This is a genomic window from Stenotrophomonas sp. 107298_Sma (assembly GCF_056480345.1).
Genome location: NZ_CM151094.1, coordinates 2,434,372 through 2,454,922, shown reverse-complemented (window position 1 = coordinate 2,454,922; position 20,551 = coordinate 2,434,372). Strand labels below are relative to the sequence as shown.

Sequence of the window (20,551 nt, the reverse complement as noted above, 5' to 3'; positions counted from 1 at the left end):
CATGTACCGATACATCGCCGTGCTCTGGAACACCCACTCGGAATCCGCGACGGCGCAGGCGGAACGAATCGTGGAGAGGATCGGCGCCAGGCTGCCCGGCATTGCCTGCGTGATGAATGGCAATGGCGCAGCGATCCATGCGCAGAGTGACAACCACGGCTATTTCGAATGCCGTCGTGCGAACTCCCTGGTAGTACTCGGCAAGCTGTTCCACAAGGATTTCGGCGCAGGCACCGTGCCTGGTTGCGTGAACCTGGATGCCGAGACAGCGGACGACGCCTGCAGCAGCCAGGGGCGCAGCATCGTCGAACGGTGCTGGGGCCGCTACGTGGCGCTGGGCTTCCAGCAGGAAACTTCGAGCTGGTTCGTCCTGCGCGATCCCACTGCTGAGATCCCGTGCTACATGACCACAGTGGGCCAGCTGACGGTGGTCTTCTCCAACATGGAAGACTGCCTGCTGCTGGGCCTGCGCGATTTCAGCGTCGACTGGTCGTTCCTGTCCTATTCGCTGCTGTATCCGTTCCGTGATGGCCTGCAGACCGGCTTTGAGGAAGTCACTGCCGTCGAAGCCGGTGAGGCGATTTCGATCCGGAACGGCGAACCGGTGGGCCGGCAGTGCCAGTGGGACGTGGTGCGGATGGCCCGCGATGAACCGATCGAGGACATTGAGGAGGCCGTGCAGCTGGCCCGTTCGACGCTGCTGGGCTGTATCGGCGCGCTGGCCAGCCAGCACCGGCGCATCCAGCTGCAGCTCTCGGGCGGACTGGACTCCTCGATCATCCTGGCCGGCCTGTTGCACGCGCCCTCGGCGCCCGAGGTGACCTGCATCCATCATTACGATGACGGCATCGGTGCCGATGAACGGCTGTTCGCACGCATGGCCGTGGCAGGGGTCCGTGAATCGTCGGGCAGGAACTGCGAATTCATCGAGTACCGGCGGCAGCCACACTGCGCGTTGGAAGAGATCATGGCCTTCCCGCGCACGGCCCGGCCGGCGCATTGTTCCGGCTATCTGCTCCATCGCCGTGACGTGGACTTCGACGGCAACACCGTGCAGTTCACCGGCGTCGGCGGCGACGCGGTGTTCCTGCGCTTCAAGGGCAACGCCGCTGCGATCGACTACGCCTGGCGACGTGGCATCGACCGGACGTTCTTTCGCGTGGCGTTCGAAACCGCGCAATCCGGCGATTCTCTGTACGGCGTACTCAAGGATTCGGTCGTGCATGGCCTGCTGAAGCGGCCGGGCAGCATCAATGGCCGTTGGGGCAAGCCCTGCCCATGGGTGCGGGTGGACCGCGCCGAACAGGATGGCATGCAGCCGGCCTGGTTGCGGCATGCGCAGGCGCAGGGCCATCGCGTATCACCCTACAAGCTGGCCCATATCGGCCGGATGGTATTCCCGACCAGCGTCCTTGATCCGTTCGAAGGCGCCGGCCACTGGCATGGTGTATCGCCGATCAGTGCGCAGCCGCTTGTTGAACTGTTCGCGCGCATCCCGCTGCACCTGCTCATCGCGGATGCAGAAGACCGCACCATCGCGCGGCGTGCAATGAAGGGACTGTTGCCGAAAGCGCTGCTGTCGCGGAAGGTGAAATCCTATCTGGATGATCACTCCGTGGCGGTCACCCAGGGGCACCAGCGGTTCATCAGGAGTCTGCTGGTTGACGGCATGCTGGCCAAGCGCGGCTATCTCGACAGCGCGCTCGCCGATACAGGTATCCAGCAGGTCAGTCCGGATCACTCGTCGCAGGTGCTGGGCATCTTCGGCCCTCAGATCAACATCGAGGCGTGGCTGCGGCGCTGGTCCGGCCACGCAGGCGAGCCGGTTGCCGGAGCCGCCTAGGCGCTCCGGCTCATCTCTTCCAGATAGAGATTCTCAAGATCGTTCGCGGTGATCGCGCTGGCATCCAGCGTCCTGCGCAGGCGCCCGGCCTGCATCAGGCCAATCGTGGTCGCGACTTCACGGGCGCGGAACAGATCGTGGGTGGCCATCAGGATCGCCGTGCCGCTATCGCGCTGCCGCACGATCAGCTCATGGAACTCTGCTGACGCCGCAGGATCCAGGCCCGATGTGGGTTCATCGAGAAGCAGTGCCCTGGCTTCCTTGACGATGGCCAGTGCGATGCCGACCTTCTGCCGCATGCCCTTGGAATAGAGACCCACGCGTCGCCCGAATGCGTCGGTTGCCAGGCCGGCGGACCTGAGTGCGTCCTTCAGCCGCGCAGGCGAGCGTTCCTCGACACCGGCCAGGCGGGCGAAATAGTCCAGATTCTCGTAGCCGGTCAGCTCGTCGTACAGCGCCACGGTCTCGGGGATGTACAGCAGCCGTCGGCGTACCTCCTGCGGCCGCTGCTGCGCACTGAGACCGTCCACTTCGGCCGCACCGGAGGTGGGTTTCAGAAAGCCAAGGAACAGCTTGATGGTCGTCGACTTGCCGGCGCCGTTGGCGCCCAGCAGGCAGAAGATCTCGCCGGGCCGCACCTCGAAGCTGACATCAACCAGCGCCCGATGTGCACCGTGTTCCATGACCAGGCTTTTTGCAGACAGCATGTGGACGTCTCCTCAGGGCGTTGCCAGCCGGCTGCGCAGTGCTCCGGCCGCAAGCAGGACAAGCAGGGTGGCGATGATCAAGGCAGCAAGATCGGCCAGGACACCGGACCGGACGACGCCCACGTGCTCGCGGTATTGGAAGCGGGGCAGTGCGTCGTACTCTTCAAGGGTCTGCGGCGCGTCACGGTCCAGATAGGCCTTGTGCAACAGCCTTCGTGCCTGCCAGAAGGTGTGGACCTGATGCTGGAAGTCGAGCGCGCGGTCGGCATCCGAGCCTGCGATTCGGTCAAGCGCGTCCTGCGTTGCCACGGCCGGCAGCAGCAGCCGCAGCCGGTCCAGAAGCTGGCGGTGTGCGGCCTCGGCCTGCGCATGCGAGGCCATCAAACGGGCCAGTTCCCGGTCGGCCGCAACGCGGTCGGCATAGGCCTGGCGCACTGTATCGGGGATGAGGGATGACGAAGAAGCCAGTGGCACCGAGTTCGCATGCTCACGTTGCTGGCGCTTGGCGATATCGGACTGCATCGCTTTCACTTCGGTGGCGAACTGCATCTGTGACGGCGGCGGCGCGATCAGGTTCACCGTGGCCAGGGTCAGCGACGGTGCCATGACCACGATCAGCAGCCACAGCGCGCCAGCGGCGATGGCCGCCTCGGTGGTGCGCCGGGCAAGGCAACCGATCAGCAGTGCAAGGGCCAGCCAGAACGCGCCGTAGAGGAGGACGGTCAGCGCCAGCACGGCCAGGCCCGCAGGACTGTGCGCGCCGGCCCCGATCGCCACCGCGAGGATGATGGCCAGTGCGGGCAGCAGCACCGCCAGGCCACGGGCCAGCAATTTGACCACCAGAAGCCGTGTTGCTGACACCGGCTGCGACAGCACCAGCGCAGCGATGCCACGCTCGCGCTCGCGGGACCACAGATCATGGGTGACGACGAGAATGACCAGCGGCAGCAGGAAGACGATGACGAACGCCAGGTCGAACCGCCCCGCAGCCCGTGCTGCCGGATTGCCGATGTCGGCCCAGACGTGCTTGAGCAGCTGAGTCGGATCGCCCAGCGCGACCACATCGGCGGTGTACGGATAGGCGTCTGCCTGGCCGATCGACAGCGCTGCCATGGCGCCGGGCGGAAGCACCGGCTGGGCGCGGGGCAGCACCGAGGGCGCCTTGCCGACGAATGCCCGGCTGCGCTCCTTCGTCTGTTGCTCTTCCTGCTTGATCAGGGCGATGGCCGCCTCACGCTGGTCCACCCATGCGCGGCCGTTCCACGCGGCGTAGGCACCCAGCCCGAGCAGCAGGACAAGCAGCACCGGCAGCGCTAGATCACGCAGCAATCGGCGGATCTCGTAGCGTGCAATCGACGCAACGCTCATGGCGATCTCCCCAGCCGCCGCGCCGAGAGGGCGACCACCGCGCAACCCAGCAGCAGCCAGGCCAGCAGAATGGCGAGATTCACGCCTTGCGCGGCAGCGATGCCAGCCAGGATCTGCTGTGGTGGCCGGTACTGCACCGACCGGGTGATGCCGGCGATGTCGGCCACGTGCTTCCCGCCCTGTGGTGCCTTGTGCAGCTTTACTTCCTGGTTGAGTGCCTGGATCAACCGATAGCGGTAGTCCTCCACGCCGCGCAGGAATACCAGATGCGCCGGGAAATCCGTGCCGGCGATGGCGCGCGACCAGGACTGCAGCGCCAGTGTCGGCGAGGCAAGGCCAAACAGGCGCTGGATGGCGTCCTGCTGCTGGTAGGTGGCATGCAGGCGTTCGAAATGGCGATTGTAGACGCGCGTCGAGTTGGCCTCGGCAAACTCAAGCGCCACGCCGCGGAAGTTCAGCGGCAGGTCGTCAACGCTGTCGACCCGGTAGCGTGCCATCAACGCTGCGCGCAGGGCATCAAGGCGTTTGTCGGCCGGGTCATGGCCATCCGCGCCGTTCTCCGCTTCCTCGGTCACGCCGGTCCTGAACGTCGGTGCCGAAGGGGTCGGGTACAGGGATTCGGCGACCGCAGGCGCCACCCTCGGCAGCAGCAGTGTGGACACCATCCAGAAGCCCAGCAGCACAACCAGTGACGTTCGTGCCGAGCCGGCAAGTGCCGACACCCCCACGGTTAGTGCACAGAACACCAGCAGATAGAGCAGGTAGGCGGTAGCCAGTGCGAGCAGGGCGGCAAGATCCGTGGCGCCGCCGTACTGGATGGACAGCCCCGGAAGACTGATCAGCAGCATGGCCATCACCAGCAGCAGCGAGGCGGCCGCCAGGGCAATCAAGCGTCCACAGATCAGCACGCCGGTCGAGGCGCCGGTACCGAGTTCCTGGCGCAGCGTCTCGCGGGCCACATCGCCGGACAGTGTGGCGAACCCGGCCAGGATGATCAGCAGCGGCGACACGACCTGCAGCGCCCACGCCGCAGAGAAACCCTCGAAGCGGCTGAGTGCGGTGCCGCCATCCACGGCGCGGTGCCTGGCCGGGTTCCGTGCGTGGCCCTCGATGAACACCGAGGTTCCCAGGTAATCCGTCAGCCCCGGGTCCAGTGCAGCCAGGGGCCGCACCGGGGCAGCAATGGCACGCCCCACATGTGCTGCGCTATGCGGGTCGATCGTGCCCTGGCTGTCCCAGAGCCGCGCCTCTTCCTCGCTCATTGCCTGGCGCTCCTGCGCCTGCAGGGTAAGGCGTGCAGCACCGCTGAGCACCGACGCACCTGCAATGAACAAGAGGGCGAGGGCGAGCCACAGCACGCGCCGCTCTCGCCACATCAGCGTGAGCTGGGTTGCCGCGACAGCGAACGCCTGCTGGATGGCGACTACGAGCCGCGACTGGGCAGGGGAGTCGGCGCGCATGCGGGGCCTACCAGCGGTGGGTCAGCGACATGGACAGGAAGCGGCCCAGCGCTGTCGCATTGGTGGGGTCGTAGCCGGTATTGATGCTGTTGACGACGAACGGCGGATCCCGGTCGAACAGGTTCTGCACGTTGAACGCAAGCGAGGTGCCACGCTGCGGGTCCGCCGATGCACCGAAGTGGTAGGCGAGGTTCAGATCGACCGTCGTCCAGGAGCTGACGTGGGGCCGGGCGACATTGGCGGGGTCGCGGTAACTGTCCACGTAGTTCACGAAGATCCCCGCCGCGGCCTGCTGCCGGCTCAGCGCGACACCGCCACGCATCTTCAGGTCCACCGGGTAGTACACCGAATTCACCGCATCCACCTCGGGTGACGTACTGGTCACACGACGCTTTGATTCGATGATGTACTGCCCGGCCAGGCTCGTCGCGATGTGGATCTGGCCGGCGTCGAACCCATAGGATCCGCTGAAGTCGACACCACGCTGCTGGGTAAAGGCGTTGTTGCGGAAGCGGTTGTCGAGGATCACCTGGCTGTTGGTTTCGTCCATGCCTGGCGGCAACGCGTACGGCCCCACGCGCGAGACGAACAGGCCCAGGCCAGACACGCCCAGCTGGCGTGCCTGCTGGATCTGCTGTTGCGTGGGATTGGTGGTCAGGATGTCTGCATAAGGTGCGGTTGACTGCTGGAACAGCGACGGGAAGCTGCCGCCGAAACCACTGCCGATGCGGTCAGCGTATTCAATGTGGTAGTAGTTCGCGTCGATCTTGAGGCCGGGCACGGACGGCGGCGCGAACGAGAAGCCGCCGGTCCAGGTCTTGGCACGCTCAGGCCCCAGATCCGGATTGCCGTTGGACAGCATCATCAGGATCGTATTGCCACCGGGCGCGCCTGGGTTGGGCACGTTCGCCACCACCACGGTGTTGTTCAGCTGCATGTCCTGGTACACCGGCGCCCGGTAGGAACGGCCATAGCTGGTGCGGAACGAAAGCCCCTGGGTCGCCTCCCACAGCAGGCCGAACTTGGGATTCAGCGTGGAACCGAAATCGCTGTAGTCGTCGTAGCGCGCTGCCGCGGTCAGGGACAGGCTGCGCACGCCCGGCAGATCCTTCAGCAGCGGAACGTTGAGCTCGGCAAAGGCGGACCTCACGGTGCGCTGCAGGTCGAGTGGCTTTTCCAGGCCGCGGTGATCGATCAGTTCATAGCCGTCGCGGCGGTAACCCGCGCCGAATGCCGCGCGGACCCCACCGGCGGGCAGGGTGAACAGCTCGCCGTCGGCGACCAGGTCCAGGTAGCGCGATTCGGAGTTGGTATTGGTGGGCGGTGCGGTACTGGCCGAGCTGCCGGTGATGGTCGTGCGCTGGTAGGACACATCGCTCCTGCCGAACCCCGAATCCAGGCGCGCCTGCCACCCGCGCGGAAGATCCAGCGTGAGTCCGGCGAACAGGTCGAACTGCCGCGTGTGCGGGAACAACCGGGTTTCGTCGGCGGTGCCGGAAATGGTGGTATCCATCTCGCGCTTGGCGAACGAGCCGGTCATGTTCAGGGTCAGCACATCGCTGAGCTGCTGCACACCGTCCACATACAGGCTGTGGCGCTTGGATCCCGGGTTGAGGTCGTACGGCTTGACCCGCACGTTCTTCGAGAAATCCTTGTCGACTGCCGGCAGGTTGCTCTGCTTCAGGAACTCGTAGCTGGCCAGCACATGGCCGCCATCCCATGACCAGCCTGCCGACTGCGATGCCTGGTACTCTTCCATGCCGCCGGCGGTGACGGCGCCATAGCGCACAGCAGTTTCGTACCCGGTGAAGTCGCGGCGCAGGACGATGTTGACCACGCCGCCGACCGCATCGGTGCCATAGATGGCCGAGGCACCATCGGTGAGGATCTCAACGCGTTCCACCGCGCTCAACGGTATCAGCGAGACATCCACGTACTGGTAGCGGTTCGACGAGGTCACGCGATGGCCGTTGATCAGGGTCAACGTGGTGCCGGTTCCCAGGCCGCGCAGGTTGATGGCGGTGCCCTGGCCGAAGTTGTTGCCGGTATCGCGGTCGACGCCAAGGTTGGCGACGTTGGCACCATTGGCGCCACCGCCGAAGTTCTGCGGCAGTTTCTCGAACAGCTGCTGCACGGTAGCCACGCCGGTGCGGTCGATGGCCTCCTTGTCGATCACGATGATCGGGGATGCGCCGCCGCCAATGGCATCGCGGATGTTGCTGCCGACCACCAGCACCTGGTCCAGGGTCGCAGTCGGTGCCTGGGGCGCTGCGCCTGCCGCTTTCGAACCGCGGTCATTGCCGGAGTTCTGGGCCAGTGCGGGCAGGCTGGCCAGCAGTGCAGCGGCAATGCTGAGGGCCATGAGTGCGCGTGGCGCGGCAGCGGATACGTTCGTCATTCCCCGATCCATCGATCCCATCCGAAAGTGGCCTGCGACGTGGCTACGCCGTTCCTGAAGAGATATGTTATAGCATATCATTCAAGGGTTGAATCCACGCCGGAACAAGGCCGATGAAGAAGACTGCTGTCCCGCCACCCGTCGCTGAGATCCTGGGCGCGTACTGGAAGGCTGACCGCAGGCTGCTGCTGCTCATCGCCGGCAGTGTCCTGCTGTCCAGCCTGGCCAGCGTTGCTGCGCCGTACCTTTTCTCGCGCCTGATCGACCGGTTGCCCCTCGACGGGGCCAGCGCCCTGGCGGGGGGATTCCTGCTCTACGCCATCATCCTGGGCGCGGCCAGCGCCCTGCAGAACACGGTGCAGTACCTGTCGTTCCTCAGCGGCGAGAACCTCGGCTTCATCACCAGTACCCGCTACTTCGCCCGTCTGCTGAAGAAGACCAACAGCTTCTTCCTGGACTACAACGCCGCCGAGCTGCAAGTAGCAGGGGAGAAAGGCCGTGGCGCGCTGAAGATCGTGGTGCAGCTGGGGTTGGTGGCCTTCATTCCCAGTGCGCTGCAGATTGTGCTGACCCTGATCACGCTGGGCGCGCTGATCAACCTGCAGGTGGTGCTGATCGTGCTGGTCTACGGCACGGTGGCTGTCACCGTTTCCGCGATTGCTACCCGGCGTGCCCGCATCCATCGCGAAGCGGCGGTCGAGGCCGGGCAGCAGAACGCGCGCTTCGTCGGCAATGCCATGAATGCCATGGAGACGCTGCGCCAGTTCGGCGGCAGCGCCTGGATGGTGCAGCGCTTCGAGCAGAAGGCCCAGGAGGTGCGCGACAGCTGGCGCGCCTATGTACTGCAGCGGATCGGCTTCATTGCGCTGCTGGGCATCGGCCTGGCGGTCGAGTTCATCGTTACCTTCCACCTGTTGCTGCCGCGCTACCAGAGCGGCGGCCTGAGCGTCGGCGACATCGTCCTGTTCAACCTGCTGCTGCTCCAGCTCAACATGCCGTTCGAGATGATCGCCCGTTCGATCGATGACGTCGCGCGCTCGTGGAGCATGCTGGCCCCGCTTTCCACCCTGTGGGCAGCGCCCGAGGAGCGACAGGCAGCCGATGCCCAGCGCTTTGCGGGTGAAAGCGGCCGGCTGGCGTTCGAGCGGGTCAGCTACCGCTATGGCAACGGTCGCGGGGTAAGCGATGTCTCCTTCGAGGCCGGACGTGGCGGCATCAATTTCCTGATCGGGCCGACCGGGGCAGGGAAGTCGACGCTGTTCAAGCTTGCCCTGAATTCGATCGATCCCCAGCGTGGCCGGATCCTGGTCGATGGTGTTGACCTGTCCCGGATCGACCGTGCGGCGTGGCATGCCGCCGTCGCAGTGGTTCCGCAGGATGTCATCCTGCTCAACGAAAGCCTGGCCGACAACATCCTGCTGGGGCGCGCGCGTGACGATGATCGGCTGCGGCATGCCGCACGCAAGGCCTCGATCCTGCCGCTGATCGAGGCGCTGCCCGAGGGCCTTGAAACGACGGTGGGCGAGCGTGGCCTGAAGTTGTCCGGCGGCGAGCGCCAGCGCATCGCGATAGCCCGTGCACTGTATGGCGAGCCAGCGATCCTGTTCCTGGACGAGGCAAGCTCCGCGCTGGATGAAGCCACCGAGCGCGAGATCATGGACCACATCCGCGCACTTGCGAATGATGTAACCGTGGTGGCCATCACCCATCGGCGAGGCATCGTGAGCCCGACTGACCGGGTGATTGATCTCGAGGGTGATCGCTGAGCGGCTTGGTCATGGCGACCGACCCGCGCCTGACCTAGAGCAGCAACAGCGCCCCGATCAGCGCCGGCGGCATCACCAGCGCACCGACGCGCAGGAAGTCGAGCGCGCTGACATGCTCGCCCTCGCGGCGCAGCGCTACCAGCCACAGCATCGTGGCCAGCGAGCCGGTTACCGACAGGTTCGGCCCCAGGTCCACGCCCACCAGCAGCGCGGCGCGGGTCTGCGCCGGCAGGTCGGCCATCTGGCCAAGCGAGCCTGCCGCCAAGCCGACCGGCAGATTGTTGGCCACGTTGCTCAGCAGCGCAGCCGCACCACCGGCCAGCCAGCTGGCCTGGTGCGGGGAAGCCTGCGCAACGGCCTGCAGTGCGCTCGCTGCAGTCTGGATGGCGCCGGTATGGGCCACCGCTTCCACCAGTACGAACAGGCCGGCCACCAGCGGCAGCACGCCCCAGGACACATGGCGCAGCAGCGGCAGCGGGCTGCTGCGCTGACGGATCGCCACCACCGCCACGCTCAGTGTGCCTGCGCAGAACGTGGCCAGGCCGAGCGGGCCATTCAGCGCGGAGGTCACCAGCAGCACGGTGCCGGTGAACAGCACGCCCAGTGCGCTGAGCCGGCCGCCTTCGGTCAGCGGGCGATATTCCGGGGCTGCCACCAGTGGCTGCGCGATCTCGCGCCGATGCACCCAGCGCAGCACCAGGTAGGTGGCACCGATGGCGGCCAGCGACGGCAGCGCGAACTGTGCCAGCCATTGCGTCAACGGGGGCATGTGCTGGCCGTACACCACCAGGTTGGCCGGGTTGGAAATGGGCAGCACGAAGCTGGCCGCGTTGGCGATGAACGCACAGACGAACAGATAGGGCAGGGGGTTGGCGCGGGCGGCCTTGCAGGCGGCGTAGACCGCCGGGGTCAGCACCACCGCCGTGGCATCGTTGGAAAGGAACACGGTCACCAGCGTGCCGACCAGGAACACCAGGTCGAACAGGCGTCGTCCCGAGCCACCCGCATGGCGGACCGCGTACAACGCCAGCCAGTCGAACAGGCCTTCGCGGCGGGCCAGCTCGGCCAGCACCATCATGCCGACCAGGAACAGATAGACATCGCGCCCCTCGGCCACCGCGTGCAAGGTCGTGCCGAACGACACCGCTCCCAGCAGTGGAAGCAGAAGGGCAGCCCCCAGTGCCCACACGTACTCCGGAATGCGGAATGGCCGGAACAGCAGGCCGACGGTGGCCATGGCCACGGCCACCCAGATGAGGAAAGAGGAGTAGGAAGCGAGCATCGGGCGGGGTGTCTAAACGGCGCCGACGCGTACCTCGCAGGAACGCGCCCGCTGCAATCACGGCAGTTCGGGGAAGGCGGCATCATACTCCGTGAGCTGCACCCGAGCTGTAGAGCCGAACCCATGCTCGGCAGCTTGCCGCGCGCCCCTGGCACCGACGCTCCGCGAACGTTCTCTTCGGGCGCTCTTCACCGCCGCTCCGCTTAGAGTGAAAGCCACTCATGGCGCCAAGCGTGGAATCAACGATGTCCGAGTACCGGGACTGGATCTTCAATGCCAACGGCCGAACCCTGGTGGCCCGGGTGGAGCTGGATGACGACGGCGGCGGCACCATCAACCGCTACCAGTTGACTCCGGGTCCCGCGCAGTCCGGGCTGTGCATCAAGGTGGCCTCGCAGGCCGAAGCCGCAAAGAAGCTCGAAACCGAGGTGGCGAAGCTGCTAGGGCCACAGTGGTGAAGAGGCCGTAGCTGGGAGCTGAAGCTGCAGCGTTGCTTCGGCCACCCGCAATCTCAGTCCGTGCGACGGCCAATCGTATTCTTCCGGCCATGCATTCGCCTTCCGACCCTGCAGATTTCATGACGGCCACCAGGCCCTCCGGCTGGGTGCAAAGCGGTGACCGCTGGGATCTGTGGTGGAACGGCCGCTCCGTGGCCATCATCGTGCCGCATGCCGTGTTGGGTTTCCGCCTGCTCCTGGACGTGCGGAAATCACCCCAGCCCAAGGTGGTGGCCGCCGCGAATGCTCGGCAGGCCAAGCGCTACGCCGAGCGCTGGTGCGCCGCCCGGCTCTGCCCGCAGTTGCGGTTGCGCGATGCGGTGGCGCGGCTGGTAGATGCCGTTACTCCACTTCCAATGACGTCCACGCGGCAGCAGCGGCAGCAGGCGCGGCGCCTGGCCGAGGCTGGGTCGCACGAGATGGGCCGGATCAAGGAGGCGCTGGCGTCGAGGCCCTCAGCGATGCTGACCAAGGCCGAGGTGCCGGGGCGGGGTGGAGCCTGGCCGATACCAGGCCAGGCTCCGTCAACCCGACGCCCGGATGGGAGGGTGTTCCCGGCCGGGGCTACGCCGAGAGCTCCTCGCGCACGATCTTCGCCCCTGCGCTGAGCGCCTGCAGCTTGCCCCGTGCCACCTCGCGCGCCAGTGGTGCCATGCCACAGTTGGTACTCGGGTAGAGCTTGTCGGCATCCACGAACTGCAGCGCCTTGCGCAGGGTATTGGCCACTTCCTCAGCCGTCTCCACCTTGCTGGAGGCCACGTCGATGGCGCCGACCATCACCTTCTTGCCGCGTACCAGCTCGATCAGATCGATCGGTACGTGCGAGTTGTGGCATTCCAGCGAGATGATGTCGAGGTTGGAGGTCTGCAGCTTCGGGAAAGACTCCTCGTACTGGCGCCATTCCGATCCCAGGGTCTGCTTCCAGTCGGTGTTGGCCTTGATGCCGTAGCCATAACAGATGTGCACGGCGGTCTCGCACTTCAGCCCTTCGATCGCGCGTTCCAGCGCGGCCACGCCCCAGTCGTTCACTTCGTCGAAGAACACGTTGAAGGCGGGCTCGTCGAACTGGATGATGTCGACGCCAGCGGCTTCCAGCTCCTTCGCTTCCTCGTTGAGGATCTTCGCGAATTCCCAGGCCAGCTTCTCGCGGCTCTTGTAGTGCGCATCGTACAGGGTGTCGATCATGGTCATCGGGCCGGGCAGGGCCCACTTGATCGGTTGCGTGGTCTGCCGGCGCAGGAACTTCGCATCCTCCACGAACACCGGCTTCGGGCGGCTCACGGCGCCGACTACGGTTGGTACGCTGGCGTCGTAACGGTTGCGGATGCGCACGGTTTCGCGTTTCTCGAAATCGACGCCGTTCAGGTGCTCGATGAAGGTCGTGACGAAGTGCTGGCGGGTCTGCTCACCGTCGCTGACGATATCGATGCCGGCGTGCTGCTGCTCCTGCAGGGACAGGCGCAGGGCATCCTGCTTGCCTTCGGTCAGGCCTTCGTCCTGCAGCTTCCAGGGCGACCAGAGCTTTTCGGGCTCTGCCAACCAGGAGGGCTTGGGCAGGCTGCCGGCGGTGGAGGTGGGGAGCAGTTTCTTCGTCGACATTGCGTCTTGTGTCCTGAGGGGCGAATGGGAAATCGATGGATCAGCGGGCAGCCCACTGCTCAAGCACGGCGCGGTACGGCTTGATGAAGTGTTCTTCGGTGAACTTGCCCTGTTTGACCGCCAGCTGGCTGCGCTCTTCGCGGTCGTAGACGATGCGGGTGGACGAATAGTCCTGGTGCTTCAGGCTGGGCTGGTAGACCTTGCCGGCCACGGAATTGGCGTTGTAGATCTCCGGGCGATAGATCTTCTGGAACGCCTCCATCGTGCTGATGGTGCCGATCAGTTCCAGGTTCGAGTAATCCCCCAGCAGGTCGCCCTGGAAGTAGAACGCCAGCGGCGCGACGCTGCCCGGCGGCATGAAGTAGCGCACCTGCAGGCCCATCTTGTCGAAGTACTGGTCGGTGGGGGAGAACTCGCCCTGGCGGTACTCCACGCCCAGGATCGGATGGTGGTTCTCGGTACGATGGTAGGTCTTGCTGCTGGAGACGCTGATGCAGATCACCGGCCCCTTGCTGAAGTTGGCACGGTAGGCCTCCGATTCCAGGAAGTGCTGGAACAGCTTGCCGTGCAGGTCGCCGAAGCCTTCCGGAATGCCGAAGGTGGCCTTGCCCTCGTTGCTGGCCGGCAGCACCACGCTGAAATCGTAGTCACGCACATAGGACGAGAAGTTGTTGCCGACGATGCCCGCGGTGCGAGCGCCGGTACGCGTGTCGACAATGGTCGGGCGCAGCACTTCGATCAGCGGGAACGGATCGCTGCCATCACCGCCATCGATGTGCATCTCCACCGAGATGATGTCCAGCTCAACAGCGTAACGGTCTGCACTCGGGTTGTCCCAGTGCGCCAGATCGTTGAAGCGGTTGTTGATCATGCTGATCGTGTTGCGCAGGTTTTCCCGGCGGGACTCGCCGCGAGCCAGGTTGGCGAAGTTGGTGGTGATGCGCGTGCCGTCAGCGGGCTGGTAGTCCTCGTTGAAGGGGATGCGCGTGATGCTGAAGGTGAAGTTCTCGGTCGTCATGGGCGGCGTTCCGGGTTGCGGGGGTGACATCCGAATGCGGGTCGCTGGCATTCGGCATTCAAAGGACTGCAGCGGCCTCGGCATTGGCAGGCGCTGCGCGATGGGACAGGGCAAGCAGGGGCATCGCCCGCTGCACCGCCAGCCGTGCGCGCTGGATCAGGGCGTCGTTGTGCACGCGGCCATCAGCGAAATCACGGTCGGTGGCGTACACGCCCAGGGGCAGGGTGCGGGCCTGGAAGAAGCTGAAGAGCGGCCGCAGCTGGTGGTCGATCACCAGTGCGTGGCGCTCGCTGCCGCCGGTGGCGGCCAGCAGGATGGGGGTGTCGACCAGCGCATCCTGGTGGATGAAGTCGAAGAAGTGCTTGAACAGGCCGGTGTACGAGCCGCGGTAGACCGGCGTGGCAACCACCAGTACGTCTGCCTGTTCAACGGCCACCAGCTGCCGCTCGACACCCTCGGGCAGCTGCGAGCGCCATAGCGCACCGGCCAGCTGCGGCGCCAGTTCGCCCAGCTCGATCAGGTGCGGCTCGCAGGCAACGTCCTCGCCGATCAGGTCCAGCAGGTGCTCAGCCAGGGTCGCAGCCCTGGAGGGGCGCTGCAGCCCGCCGGAAACGGCGACGATACGGAGGGGGCGGGTCATCTGTTCGCTTTCAGCAGGGGGAGGGAGCTCCTTCGGGCGATCTGCGGGGGCGCAGTCCTGCAGGCCGGCGAGGTGACCGGGCTGGCAGGCAACCGAAGGCATGACCCGATCCTAGTCACGCCCTTCCATGACGTAAAATGGTATTACTTCACCAATCCATGAGCGGTATTCATCGTCATGCTGGAACGGATCCACCTCAGCATCGTGCAGCAGGTCGAGCAGCAGGGCTCGCTCACCGCCGCGGCCGGTGTACTCAACCTGACCCAGTCGGCGCTCAGCCACAGCATGAAGAAGCTGGAGCAGCAGCTGGGCACCGATGTCTGGCTGCGCGAAGGCCGCAGCCTGCGCCTGACCCAGGCCGGGCAATACCTGCTGGCGGTGGCCAATCGGGTGCTGCCGCAGCTGGACCTGGCCGAGGAGCGGCTGGGCCAGTTCGCCCAGGGCGAGCGCGGTGCACTGCGCATCGGCATGGAATGCCATCCCTGCTACCAGTGGTTGCTGAAGATCGTCTCGCCGTACCTGGCCGCGTGGCCGGACGTGGATGTGGACGTCAAGCAGAAGTTCCAGTTCGGCGGCATCGGCGCGCTGTTCGGCTACGAGATCGACCTGCTGGTCACGCCGGACCCGCTGCTGAAGCCGGGGCTGAAGTTCGTGCCGGTGTTCGACTACGAGCAGGTTCTGGTGGTGGCCAGGAACCACGCCCTGGCCAAGGTGGATCACGTAAAACCACGCCAGCTTGGCCAGGAAGTGCTGATCAGCTACCCGGTGCCGTTCGAGCGCCTGGACATCTACAACCAGTTCCTGCTGCCGGCGGGCATCACACCGCGGCGCCACAAGACCATCGAAACCACCGACATCATGATGCAGATGGTGGCCAGCGGTCGCGGCGTGGCTGCCATGCCGCGCTGGCTGGTGGAGGAGTATGCCGCGCGCATGGACGTGGTGCCGGTGCGCCTGGGTGCGAAAGGCATCCCCAAGCAGATCTACCTGGGCGCACGTGAGGCCGATACGGGTATCGACTACCTGCAGGCCTTCGTCGAACTGGCGCGTAACAGCACGCCGGTTGCCAGCAACGCGCGCGGGGGCGGTTGATGTCTGCACGCACGCCTGACCGGGCGGAGGCCTTCATCAACGCGTTTTCGCTGGAAGTGAGCGCGAAGACCATGCCGGCACTGCGCGCCGAGGCGGCCCGCATCGCCCCCGGAACGACGATCTCGATCCCCTATCTGGCGAGCGAGGACGACGATGCCCGGCTGGCGGCGGCACGCACGGTGCGCGAGCTTGGCTTCGAGCCGATGCCACATCTCTCTGCCCGCCGCATCGGGTCGCGTGCAGCGCTTGAGCGGTTCATGGAGCGTGCCGCCAGCGAAGCCGGGGTAGCGAAGTGCCTGCTGATCGCGGGTGATCTTTCCACGCCCGCCGGGCCGTATGCCGACAGTACTTCGATCATCGAAACCGGTCTTCTTGAGCGTTGCGGCATCAAGGTTGTTGCCATGGGCGGGCATCCGGAAGGGCATCCGGTGATGAACGCCGAGGATCGGTGGCGCGTGCTGGAACGCAAGTGCCAGGCCATCGAGGCGCGGGGCATGGCGCCGCTGATCATCTCCCAGTTCGGCTTCGATGCCGGTGTCGTTCTGGCCTGGCTGGATGCGCTGCGTGCCCGCGGCATCACCGCTCCGGTGCTGGTCGGCGTGCCGGGGCCGGCGAGTATCGCGCGGCTGCTGCGCTACGCCGCGATGTGCGGCGTGGGGGCCAGCGCATCGATGCTGGCCCGGTACGGCATCTCGATCGGCCGGCTGCTGGGAACGGCAGGACCAGAGGTTTTCGTTGATAGGCTGGTAAATGGGTTGGAGAACACCCATGGCCAGGTCAGCCCGCATCTGTTCCCTTTTGGTGGCATTGTGCCGTCGCTGGAGTGGATTGAGCAGTACCGGCGGCGTGCCTCTGTCACCGGCCGCTGATGCCGTGCACATGGTTCCGCAACCAGTTTCCCTGTGTTCGTCGTCCAGTACGGGGCCTTGGTCACATGGCCTGCTGAGCATCCACGTGTTCAACTAGGCTTGCAGCAACTGACCGCAAGGACGAGGCTCCCATGGTTCGCTGGCTGTTCCTGGCGCTTGCCGCGCTGCCGTTCGCTGCTGGAGCGGTGGTCATCCGTCACGATGTGGACGATGCCCGATACCGGATCGATGGAACCGAGTTTCCTGCCCTGGCCGACATGCCGGGCGAAGGGCAGGGCGTTCTGATCGCGTCGCAGTGGGTGCTGACGGCAGCGCATGCCGCACCGATGGAGGGGATGGGGCAGACCATCGCCATCAATGGCAAGGACTACAGCGTGGAGCGCGTGGTCGTGCATCCCGGCTACAGGAGAATGCCCGACGCATTGGGCAAGGAGGCGCTGGCGACAGGGAGCCCGGCGAAGATACACGCGTTCCTGGCCACATCGGATGACATTGCACTGATCCGGCTCGCAGCGCCCGTGAACGATGTGCAGCCCGTCGTGCTGTATCGCGGCAGTGCCGAGGTCGCGCAGGTCGCCGCTTTGATCGGAAAGGGCGCCACCGGCAACGGTGCGATGGGACTGGTACCGGGCGGACCGCACCGCACCAAGCTGCGTCGGGCATACAACGCGATTACCGGTGGCAATGATCGTTATCTCTGGTATCGGTTCGATGCCCCGCCGCAAGGTCTGCCACTTGAAGGCGTGTTGGGCAGCGGCGATAGCGGCGGTCCACTGGTGATCGAGGATCACGGCGTCTGGCAACTGGTTGGCCTGGGCTCCTGGATCACCGCTGTTCCCGAGCATGCCCTTGAAGCCGGCTTCTATGGCCAGGTGGTGCACAACGTCCGGGTATCGCGTTATGTGGATTGGATCGAGAGCACCCTCGGTGCGCCCGGTCACCGCCCAGCAACCCCCAATGACTGACAGCTGCCACTGGCTGCAGGGCGCGTGAGTGCGAATAGTGAGCGCCATGGCGATGACGCCGCACCGCCACTTACCAAGGGGACTGGCCGTGAACATGCTGCAGCAACTCGCCTCGCAGACGCCGACCTGGGTCTGGCTGCTTCCCGCCATTCTTGTCACGCGCGGCATCGCCGCCATGAAGCCGGGGGAAGTGTTATTGGCAAGTACTGCCGCATTGGTGCATGGACGAGGGGGATGAACCGTTCACTCCGAGGGCCTACCTGGCAGGCACCACTTGGCGGATACTCAGGATGATCAACCAGAGGGCCGACGCTTGAGCGCCTCGATGCTTCCCAGAATCATCGGCTTCGATGTGCCACAACTACGTGAGCATGTGAACTTGTCCGCGGACGAAGCAATTACCGCTCTGCTGGATCTGGAGCCCGGTGCGCGATGGACGGAGCTGTTCGTCATGAAGTGCGAAGCCCTGGCATCTCAACTCTCACTGGCCGAAGTCCGTGTCGAGGGCTCGAAGATCTTCTTCTATGGGTCAATCAGCGACGCCCGCGGACTGGCAAGCGCAGTCATGTCCATTGTGCACGTACTGAACGACCAGCTGATGCGAGAAGGAAATGATGTGGCTAGTCGACAGGGCGATGCCTGAGGTTGCCATTTCGATTGGAAGGCTCGGTTACGGACAGAAGCATCCAGCATCCAGTGGCGATTTCTGCCGCGCCGGGATTACCGCGCAGGCTTGAACGCTTGGCGAGCCGTTCCTGCAGATCCTCGAGCCATGCTGAGCGTGTTCCATGAGGGTTCCTGACATAGATATCACACGCCAGCCGAATGACCGGGGCAACCTCGTGCCGGAAATTGACTGCGGGTAGCGCGCCCAGGTTGAACGCGGTTTCCCAGTGGGTGAGTTCACGGTCTACGTCGACGTAGTGCCTGCTTCTTGTGCGTTCCATTGCTGTTCTCCTTCAGGGAGATCACTGTACACCCCTTCGCAGGCCAGGCCTGTTCATGGCGCTCGTTCATCCGGGAGGGATCTGCGCACGTCGAAATAACGGATGGATGGGCACTGTCAACCGCAGCAGGGTGACAATGAGCATGACAAGTCAAGTTCCGGGCATGAGAAACCGAGTGATCCCGGCCGTGACATCCGTCACTAAGGCATAGGAAGAGGTCGCGCTCGGCGCGGCTACTTCCGCATTCATTGGGGAATGGCATGTCCTCCCGGTCCCAGGCTGTGAGTCTGATGACGAAGATCATGTTCCAGTGTCGTCCAGAGAAGACGACGACCATGGCGTGTTGCCGATTCTGTTGTGCGCCCAGCCATGGCGGAATGGAGTGTGCACGGTGCTTGACTGAGAAGCTTGGTGCAGCCATCGGGAATCGAGGGGTAGCGTTCAGTTGGTTGGAATCGTTCAGGGCTGTCCAGGAAGAAGAGATGCACGTTTTTCTATGTGCGAGGAAAGTCGACGGGTCAGCGTGGTAGGCGTCGCATTCGGAGCTGACATTGCCTGAGCGTATGCTTGAGGCTTCCAAGGGCACGGATCTACTGTGCTCCTCCAAAGCCGCGCACACTTGTCTGGACCCTGAGTTCTCAGTGATCCATGCAGAGGAATCCGGGAATCGCAATGGCCAGACTGGATCAAGCTCGACCGCCAGGGGTGCGCTGGCTGTTCTTTCGCCTTCGCAGCGGGCAGTCGATCAGTCCCGCAAGGCTGATGTCCGTCTGGTGCGAAGCTGCTGAATCGAACGAGTGCGCTGTACGCCGCGAGACCATTGACGGTGCTGGCTACGTGTATGCCCTTTATGCACCGAACGGTCTGCGCTCACCCCGCGGGGTTGAGCTGCGCATGAGGGCGCTTCTGGAGCAGGCAGGTTACGCCTTTACGATGGGGTCGCTGGCTGGAAGGCATCCGGGCGACGGGTAGATCATTGGCGCCGGCATTGCTCGAGCCAGTGGTGCCATATCTCCATTTCATCCATCAGCCCTGTAGCCCCGCAAGCCGGGCACGTCAGTGTCGTGCCTGTCGGGCCCGCTCTGAGCCCGGCGCTCTCGGTCATTGAGGACCGCAGCCCACAGTTCTTGCATGTTGATCGCACCTGCTCGAGGTGGACGATTGCATCATTGCGCGCGAGAAGAAGTTGGATCGTGTGGATCCTGAAGGCATTGGGAGGATGCATGTGCCGAGCCGTCTGGGGGCTGGACTTGGGGGCGAAGCATTTCGCGCCTGGGAAGAGCCGTGAGACAGGAGTGTGGCACCTGCAGGTTAACGGTTGATCAAACCACGTCCGGCGACCTGCATTGCCAGGCATGCCACTCGGATTGCCATCACATGGATGCATTGGAGCTTTGGCGGCGACGGGGTGTTCATGCGGGGTGTTCATTTTCCGCTCTGAAAGCGACCTGTGAACAACAGGGGTGGGCGCATGCTGCTCATGCGGTGAATCCATCGCGATGGAGTAGACCATGAATGACTTTAAACGTGACGCCTCGAACTCGAACAAGCCCGCGGTTGCCGAACCGGACGCTGGGAAGCAGAAGCAGCAGCAGGCACAGCAACTTCAGGACAAGGAGTCCAAGGACCGCCATGCCAACAAGGATGGATCGCACAAGCCGAACAAGTAATCTCGGCTGCAGGTAGTTGGAGGAGGGCGGCGCAGGCCTGCGTTGCCCCCTTTCTGTGGAAGGAGTAACGGGTGTGAGCAGGTTGAATGACAGAAGCACGGACGCGGAGGCCCTGATGGTACGCATTGCCTATCAGCTCCGAAGTCCCTCGGAGACCACATTGCTGCCTTGCAAGAGATGCCGCAGGCCGAGCCCTGGAGGCTACCTTTGTGCGAACTGTCTGTGTGACGATCTTGCGAGGGCTATCGAGAATCAGGGCGCAGCCAGCAGGTGGCTGTCTTCGGCGAAGATTGCCATGCAGGATGAGGAAACGGTTCTGCGCTACGCACGGAAGGTTTCTACGAGGTAGTTGTTGCCGCCCGCAGCGCTTTGCCAGCATCGCAGGCGGCCTCGAACAGCTGGCATCGCCGCCTGGAGATGAGCAGGTACA

General features: G+C 64.7%; 18 protein-coding genes. 10 read left to right on the top strand and 8 right to left on the bottom strand.

Annotated features, from left to right (window positions below):
* Nucleotide 1: 1 nt before the first annotated feature.
* Complete coding sequence (locus ACZK2G_RS11480) at nt 2-1,843, top strand: asparagine synthase-related protein (protein WP_478473316.1); 1,842 nt, start codon at nt 2-4, stop codon at nt 1,841-1,843.
* Here the strand turns inward: ACZK2G_RS11480 and ACZK2G_RS11475 are convergent.
* From ACZK2G_RS11475 to ACZK2G_RS11460, 4 genes are read right to left on the bottom strand one after another with little or no spacing between them, the layout of a single operon-like run.
* On the bottom strand, nt 1,840-2,550 hold the full coding sequence (locus ACZK2G_RS11475) for an ABC transporter ATP-binding protein (RefSeq protein WP_478473315.1): 711 nt from the start codon (nt 2,548-2,550) through the stop codon (nt 1,840-1,842). The genes ACZK2G_RS11480 and ACZK2G_RS11475 overlap by 4 nt on opposite strands.
* Before the next feature lie 12 nt (nt 2,551-2,562).
* Nucleotides 2,563-3,963 carry an ABC transporter permease subunit gene (locus tag ACZK2G_RS11470; protein ID WP_478473314.1) on the bottom strand — a complete coding sequence of 467 codons (1,401 nt, stop codon included), beginning with the start codon at nt 3,961-3,963 and terminating at the stop codon, nt 2,563-2,565.
* The gene (locus ACZK2G_RS11465) at nt 3,915-5,378 is read right to left on the bottom strand and encodes a DUF3526 domain-containing protein (protein ID WP_478473312.1); all 1,464 of its coding nucleotides are present in this window, start codon (nt 5,376-5,378) and stop codon (nt 3,915-3,917) included. Before ACZK2G_RS11465 ends, ACZK2G_RS11470 begins: the two co-directional genes overlap by 49 nt.
* 7 nt (nt 5,379-5,385) lie before the next feature.
* Entirely contained in the window at nt 5,386-7,776 is a 2,391-nt protein-coding gene (locus tag ACZK2G_RS11460) for a TonB-dependent receptor plug domain-containing protein (protein ID WP_478473310.1), read from the bottom strand.
* A gap of 113 nt (nt 7,777-7,889) precedes the next feature.
* On the opposite strand from ACZK2G_RS11460, the gene ACZK2G_RS11455 reads away from it, so the two are divergent.
* Nucleotides 7,890-9,542: an ABC transporter ATP-binding protein gene (locus ACZK2G_RS11455; protein ID WP_478473309.1), complete on the top strand. Its 1,653-nt coding sequence runs from the start codon at nt 7,890-7,892 to the stop codon at nt 9,540-9,542.
* Between the two features lie 34 nt (nt 9,543-9,576).
* On the opposite strand, the gene ACZK2G_RS11450 is transcribed toward ACZK2G_RS11455, so the two are convergent.
* Entirely contained in the window at nt 9,577-10,824 is a 1,248-nt protein-coding gene (locus ACZK2G_RS11450; protein ID WP_478473307.1) for an arsenic transporter, read from the bottom strand.
* A 245-nt stretch (nt 10,825-11,069) separates the two neighbouring features.
* On the opposite strand from ACZK2G_RS11450, the gene ACZK2G_RS11445 reads away from it, so the two are divergent.
* Both ACZK2G_RS11445 and ACZK2G_RS11440 read left to right on the top strand, forming a co-directional pair.
* A complete protein-coding gene (locus ACZK2G_RS11445) occupies nt 11,070-11,282 on the top strand; it encodes a hypothetical protein (protein ID WP_447781542.1) in 213 nt (70 codons plus the stop codon).
* A gap of 89 nt (nt 11,283-11,371) precedes the next feature.
* Nucleotides 11,372-11,929 carry a hypothetical protein gene (locus ACZK2G_RS11440; protein ID WP_478473305.1) on the top strand — a complete coding sequence of 186 codons (558 nt, stop codon included), beginning with the start codon at nt 11,372-11,374 and terminating at the stop codon, nt 11,927-11,929.
* On the opposite strand, the gene ACZK2G_RS11435 is transcribed toward ACZK2G_RS11440, so the two are convergent.
* From ACZK2G_RS11435 to msuE, 3 genes are read right to left on the bottom strand one after another with little or no spacing between them, the layout of a single operon-like run.
* A complete protein-coding gene (locus tag ACZK2G_RS11435) occupies nt 11,886-12,920 on the bottom strand; it encodes a methionine synthase (RefSeq protein WP_253077984.1) in 1,035 nt (344 codons plus the stop codon). The two genes, ACZK2G_RS11440 and ACZK2G_RS11435, sit on opposite strands and share 44 nt — an antisense overlap.
* 40 nt (nt 12,921-12,960) lie before the next feature.
* Nucleotides 12,961-13,938 (bottom strand): DUF1852 domain-containing protein, encoded by a 978-nt coding sequence (locus ACZK2G_RS11430; RefSeq protein WP_426353446.1) that lies wholly within the window; start codon nt 13,936-13,938, stop codon nt 12,961-12,963.
* Nucleotides 13,939-13,996: 58 nt separating this feature from the next.
* Nucleotides 13,997-14,578 carry an FMN reductase gene (msuE, locus tag ACZK2G_RS11425; RefSeq protein ID WP_046985537.1) on the bottom strand — a complete coding sequence of 194 codons (582 nt, stop codon included), beginning with the start codon at nt 14,576-14,578 and terminating at the stop codon, nt 13,997-13,999.
* Between the two features lie 177 nt (nt 14,579-14,755).
* Here msuE and ACZK2G_RS11420 point away from each other — a divergent pair, with 177 nt between their 5' ends.
* The 6 genes from ACZK2G_RS11420 (at nt 14,756) to ACZK2G_RS11395 (ending at nt 20,121) form a co-directional block, all read left to right on the top strand.
* A complete protein-coding gene (locus ACZK2G_RS11420; RefSeq protein ID WP_046985536.1) occupies nt 14,756-15,670 on the top strand; it encodes a LysR family transcriptional regulator in 915 nt (304 codons plus the stop codon).
* On the top strand, nt 15,670-16,539 hold the full coding sequence (locus tag ACZK2G_RS11415; protein ID WP_136638024.1) for a methylenetetrahydrofolate reductase: 870 nt from the start codon (nt 15,670-15,672) through the stop codon (nt 16,537-16,539). The genes ACZK2G_RS11420 and ACZK2G_RS11415 overlap by 1 nt, the downstream gene beginning before the upstream one ends.
* A gap of 131 nt (nt 16,540-16,670) precedes the next feature.
* Nucleotides 16,671-17,504 carry a S1 family peptidase gene (locus ACZK2G_RS11410; protein WP_136638025.1) on the top strand — a complete coding sequence of 278 codons (834 nt, stop codon included), beginning with the start codon at nt 16,671-16,673 and terminating at the stop codon, nt 17,502-17,504.
* 88 nt (nt 17,505-17,592) lie between these two features.
* Nucleotides 17,593-17,742 (top strand): hypothetical protein, encoded by a 150-nt coding sequence (locus ACZK2G_RS11405; protein WP_253077979.1) that lies wholly within the window; start codon nt 17,593-17,595, stop codon nt 17,740-17,742.
* Between the two features lie 75 nt (nt 17,743-17,817).
* Entirely contained in the window at nt 17,818-18,147 is a 330-nt protein-coding gene (locus tag ACZK2G_RS11400) for a hypothetical protein (protein ID WP_248298404.1), read from the top strand.
* Between the two features lie 1,815 nt (nt 18,148-19,962).
* Complete coding sequence (locus tag ACZK2G_RS11395; protein ID WP_169050314.1) at nt 19,963-20,121, top strand: hypothetical protein; 159 nt, start codon at nt 19,963-19,965, stop codon at nt 20,119-20,121.
* Nucleotides 20,122-20,551 lie beyond the last annotated feature (430 nt).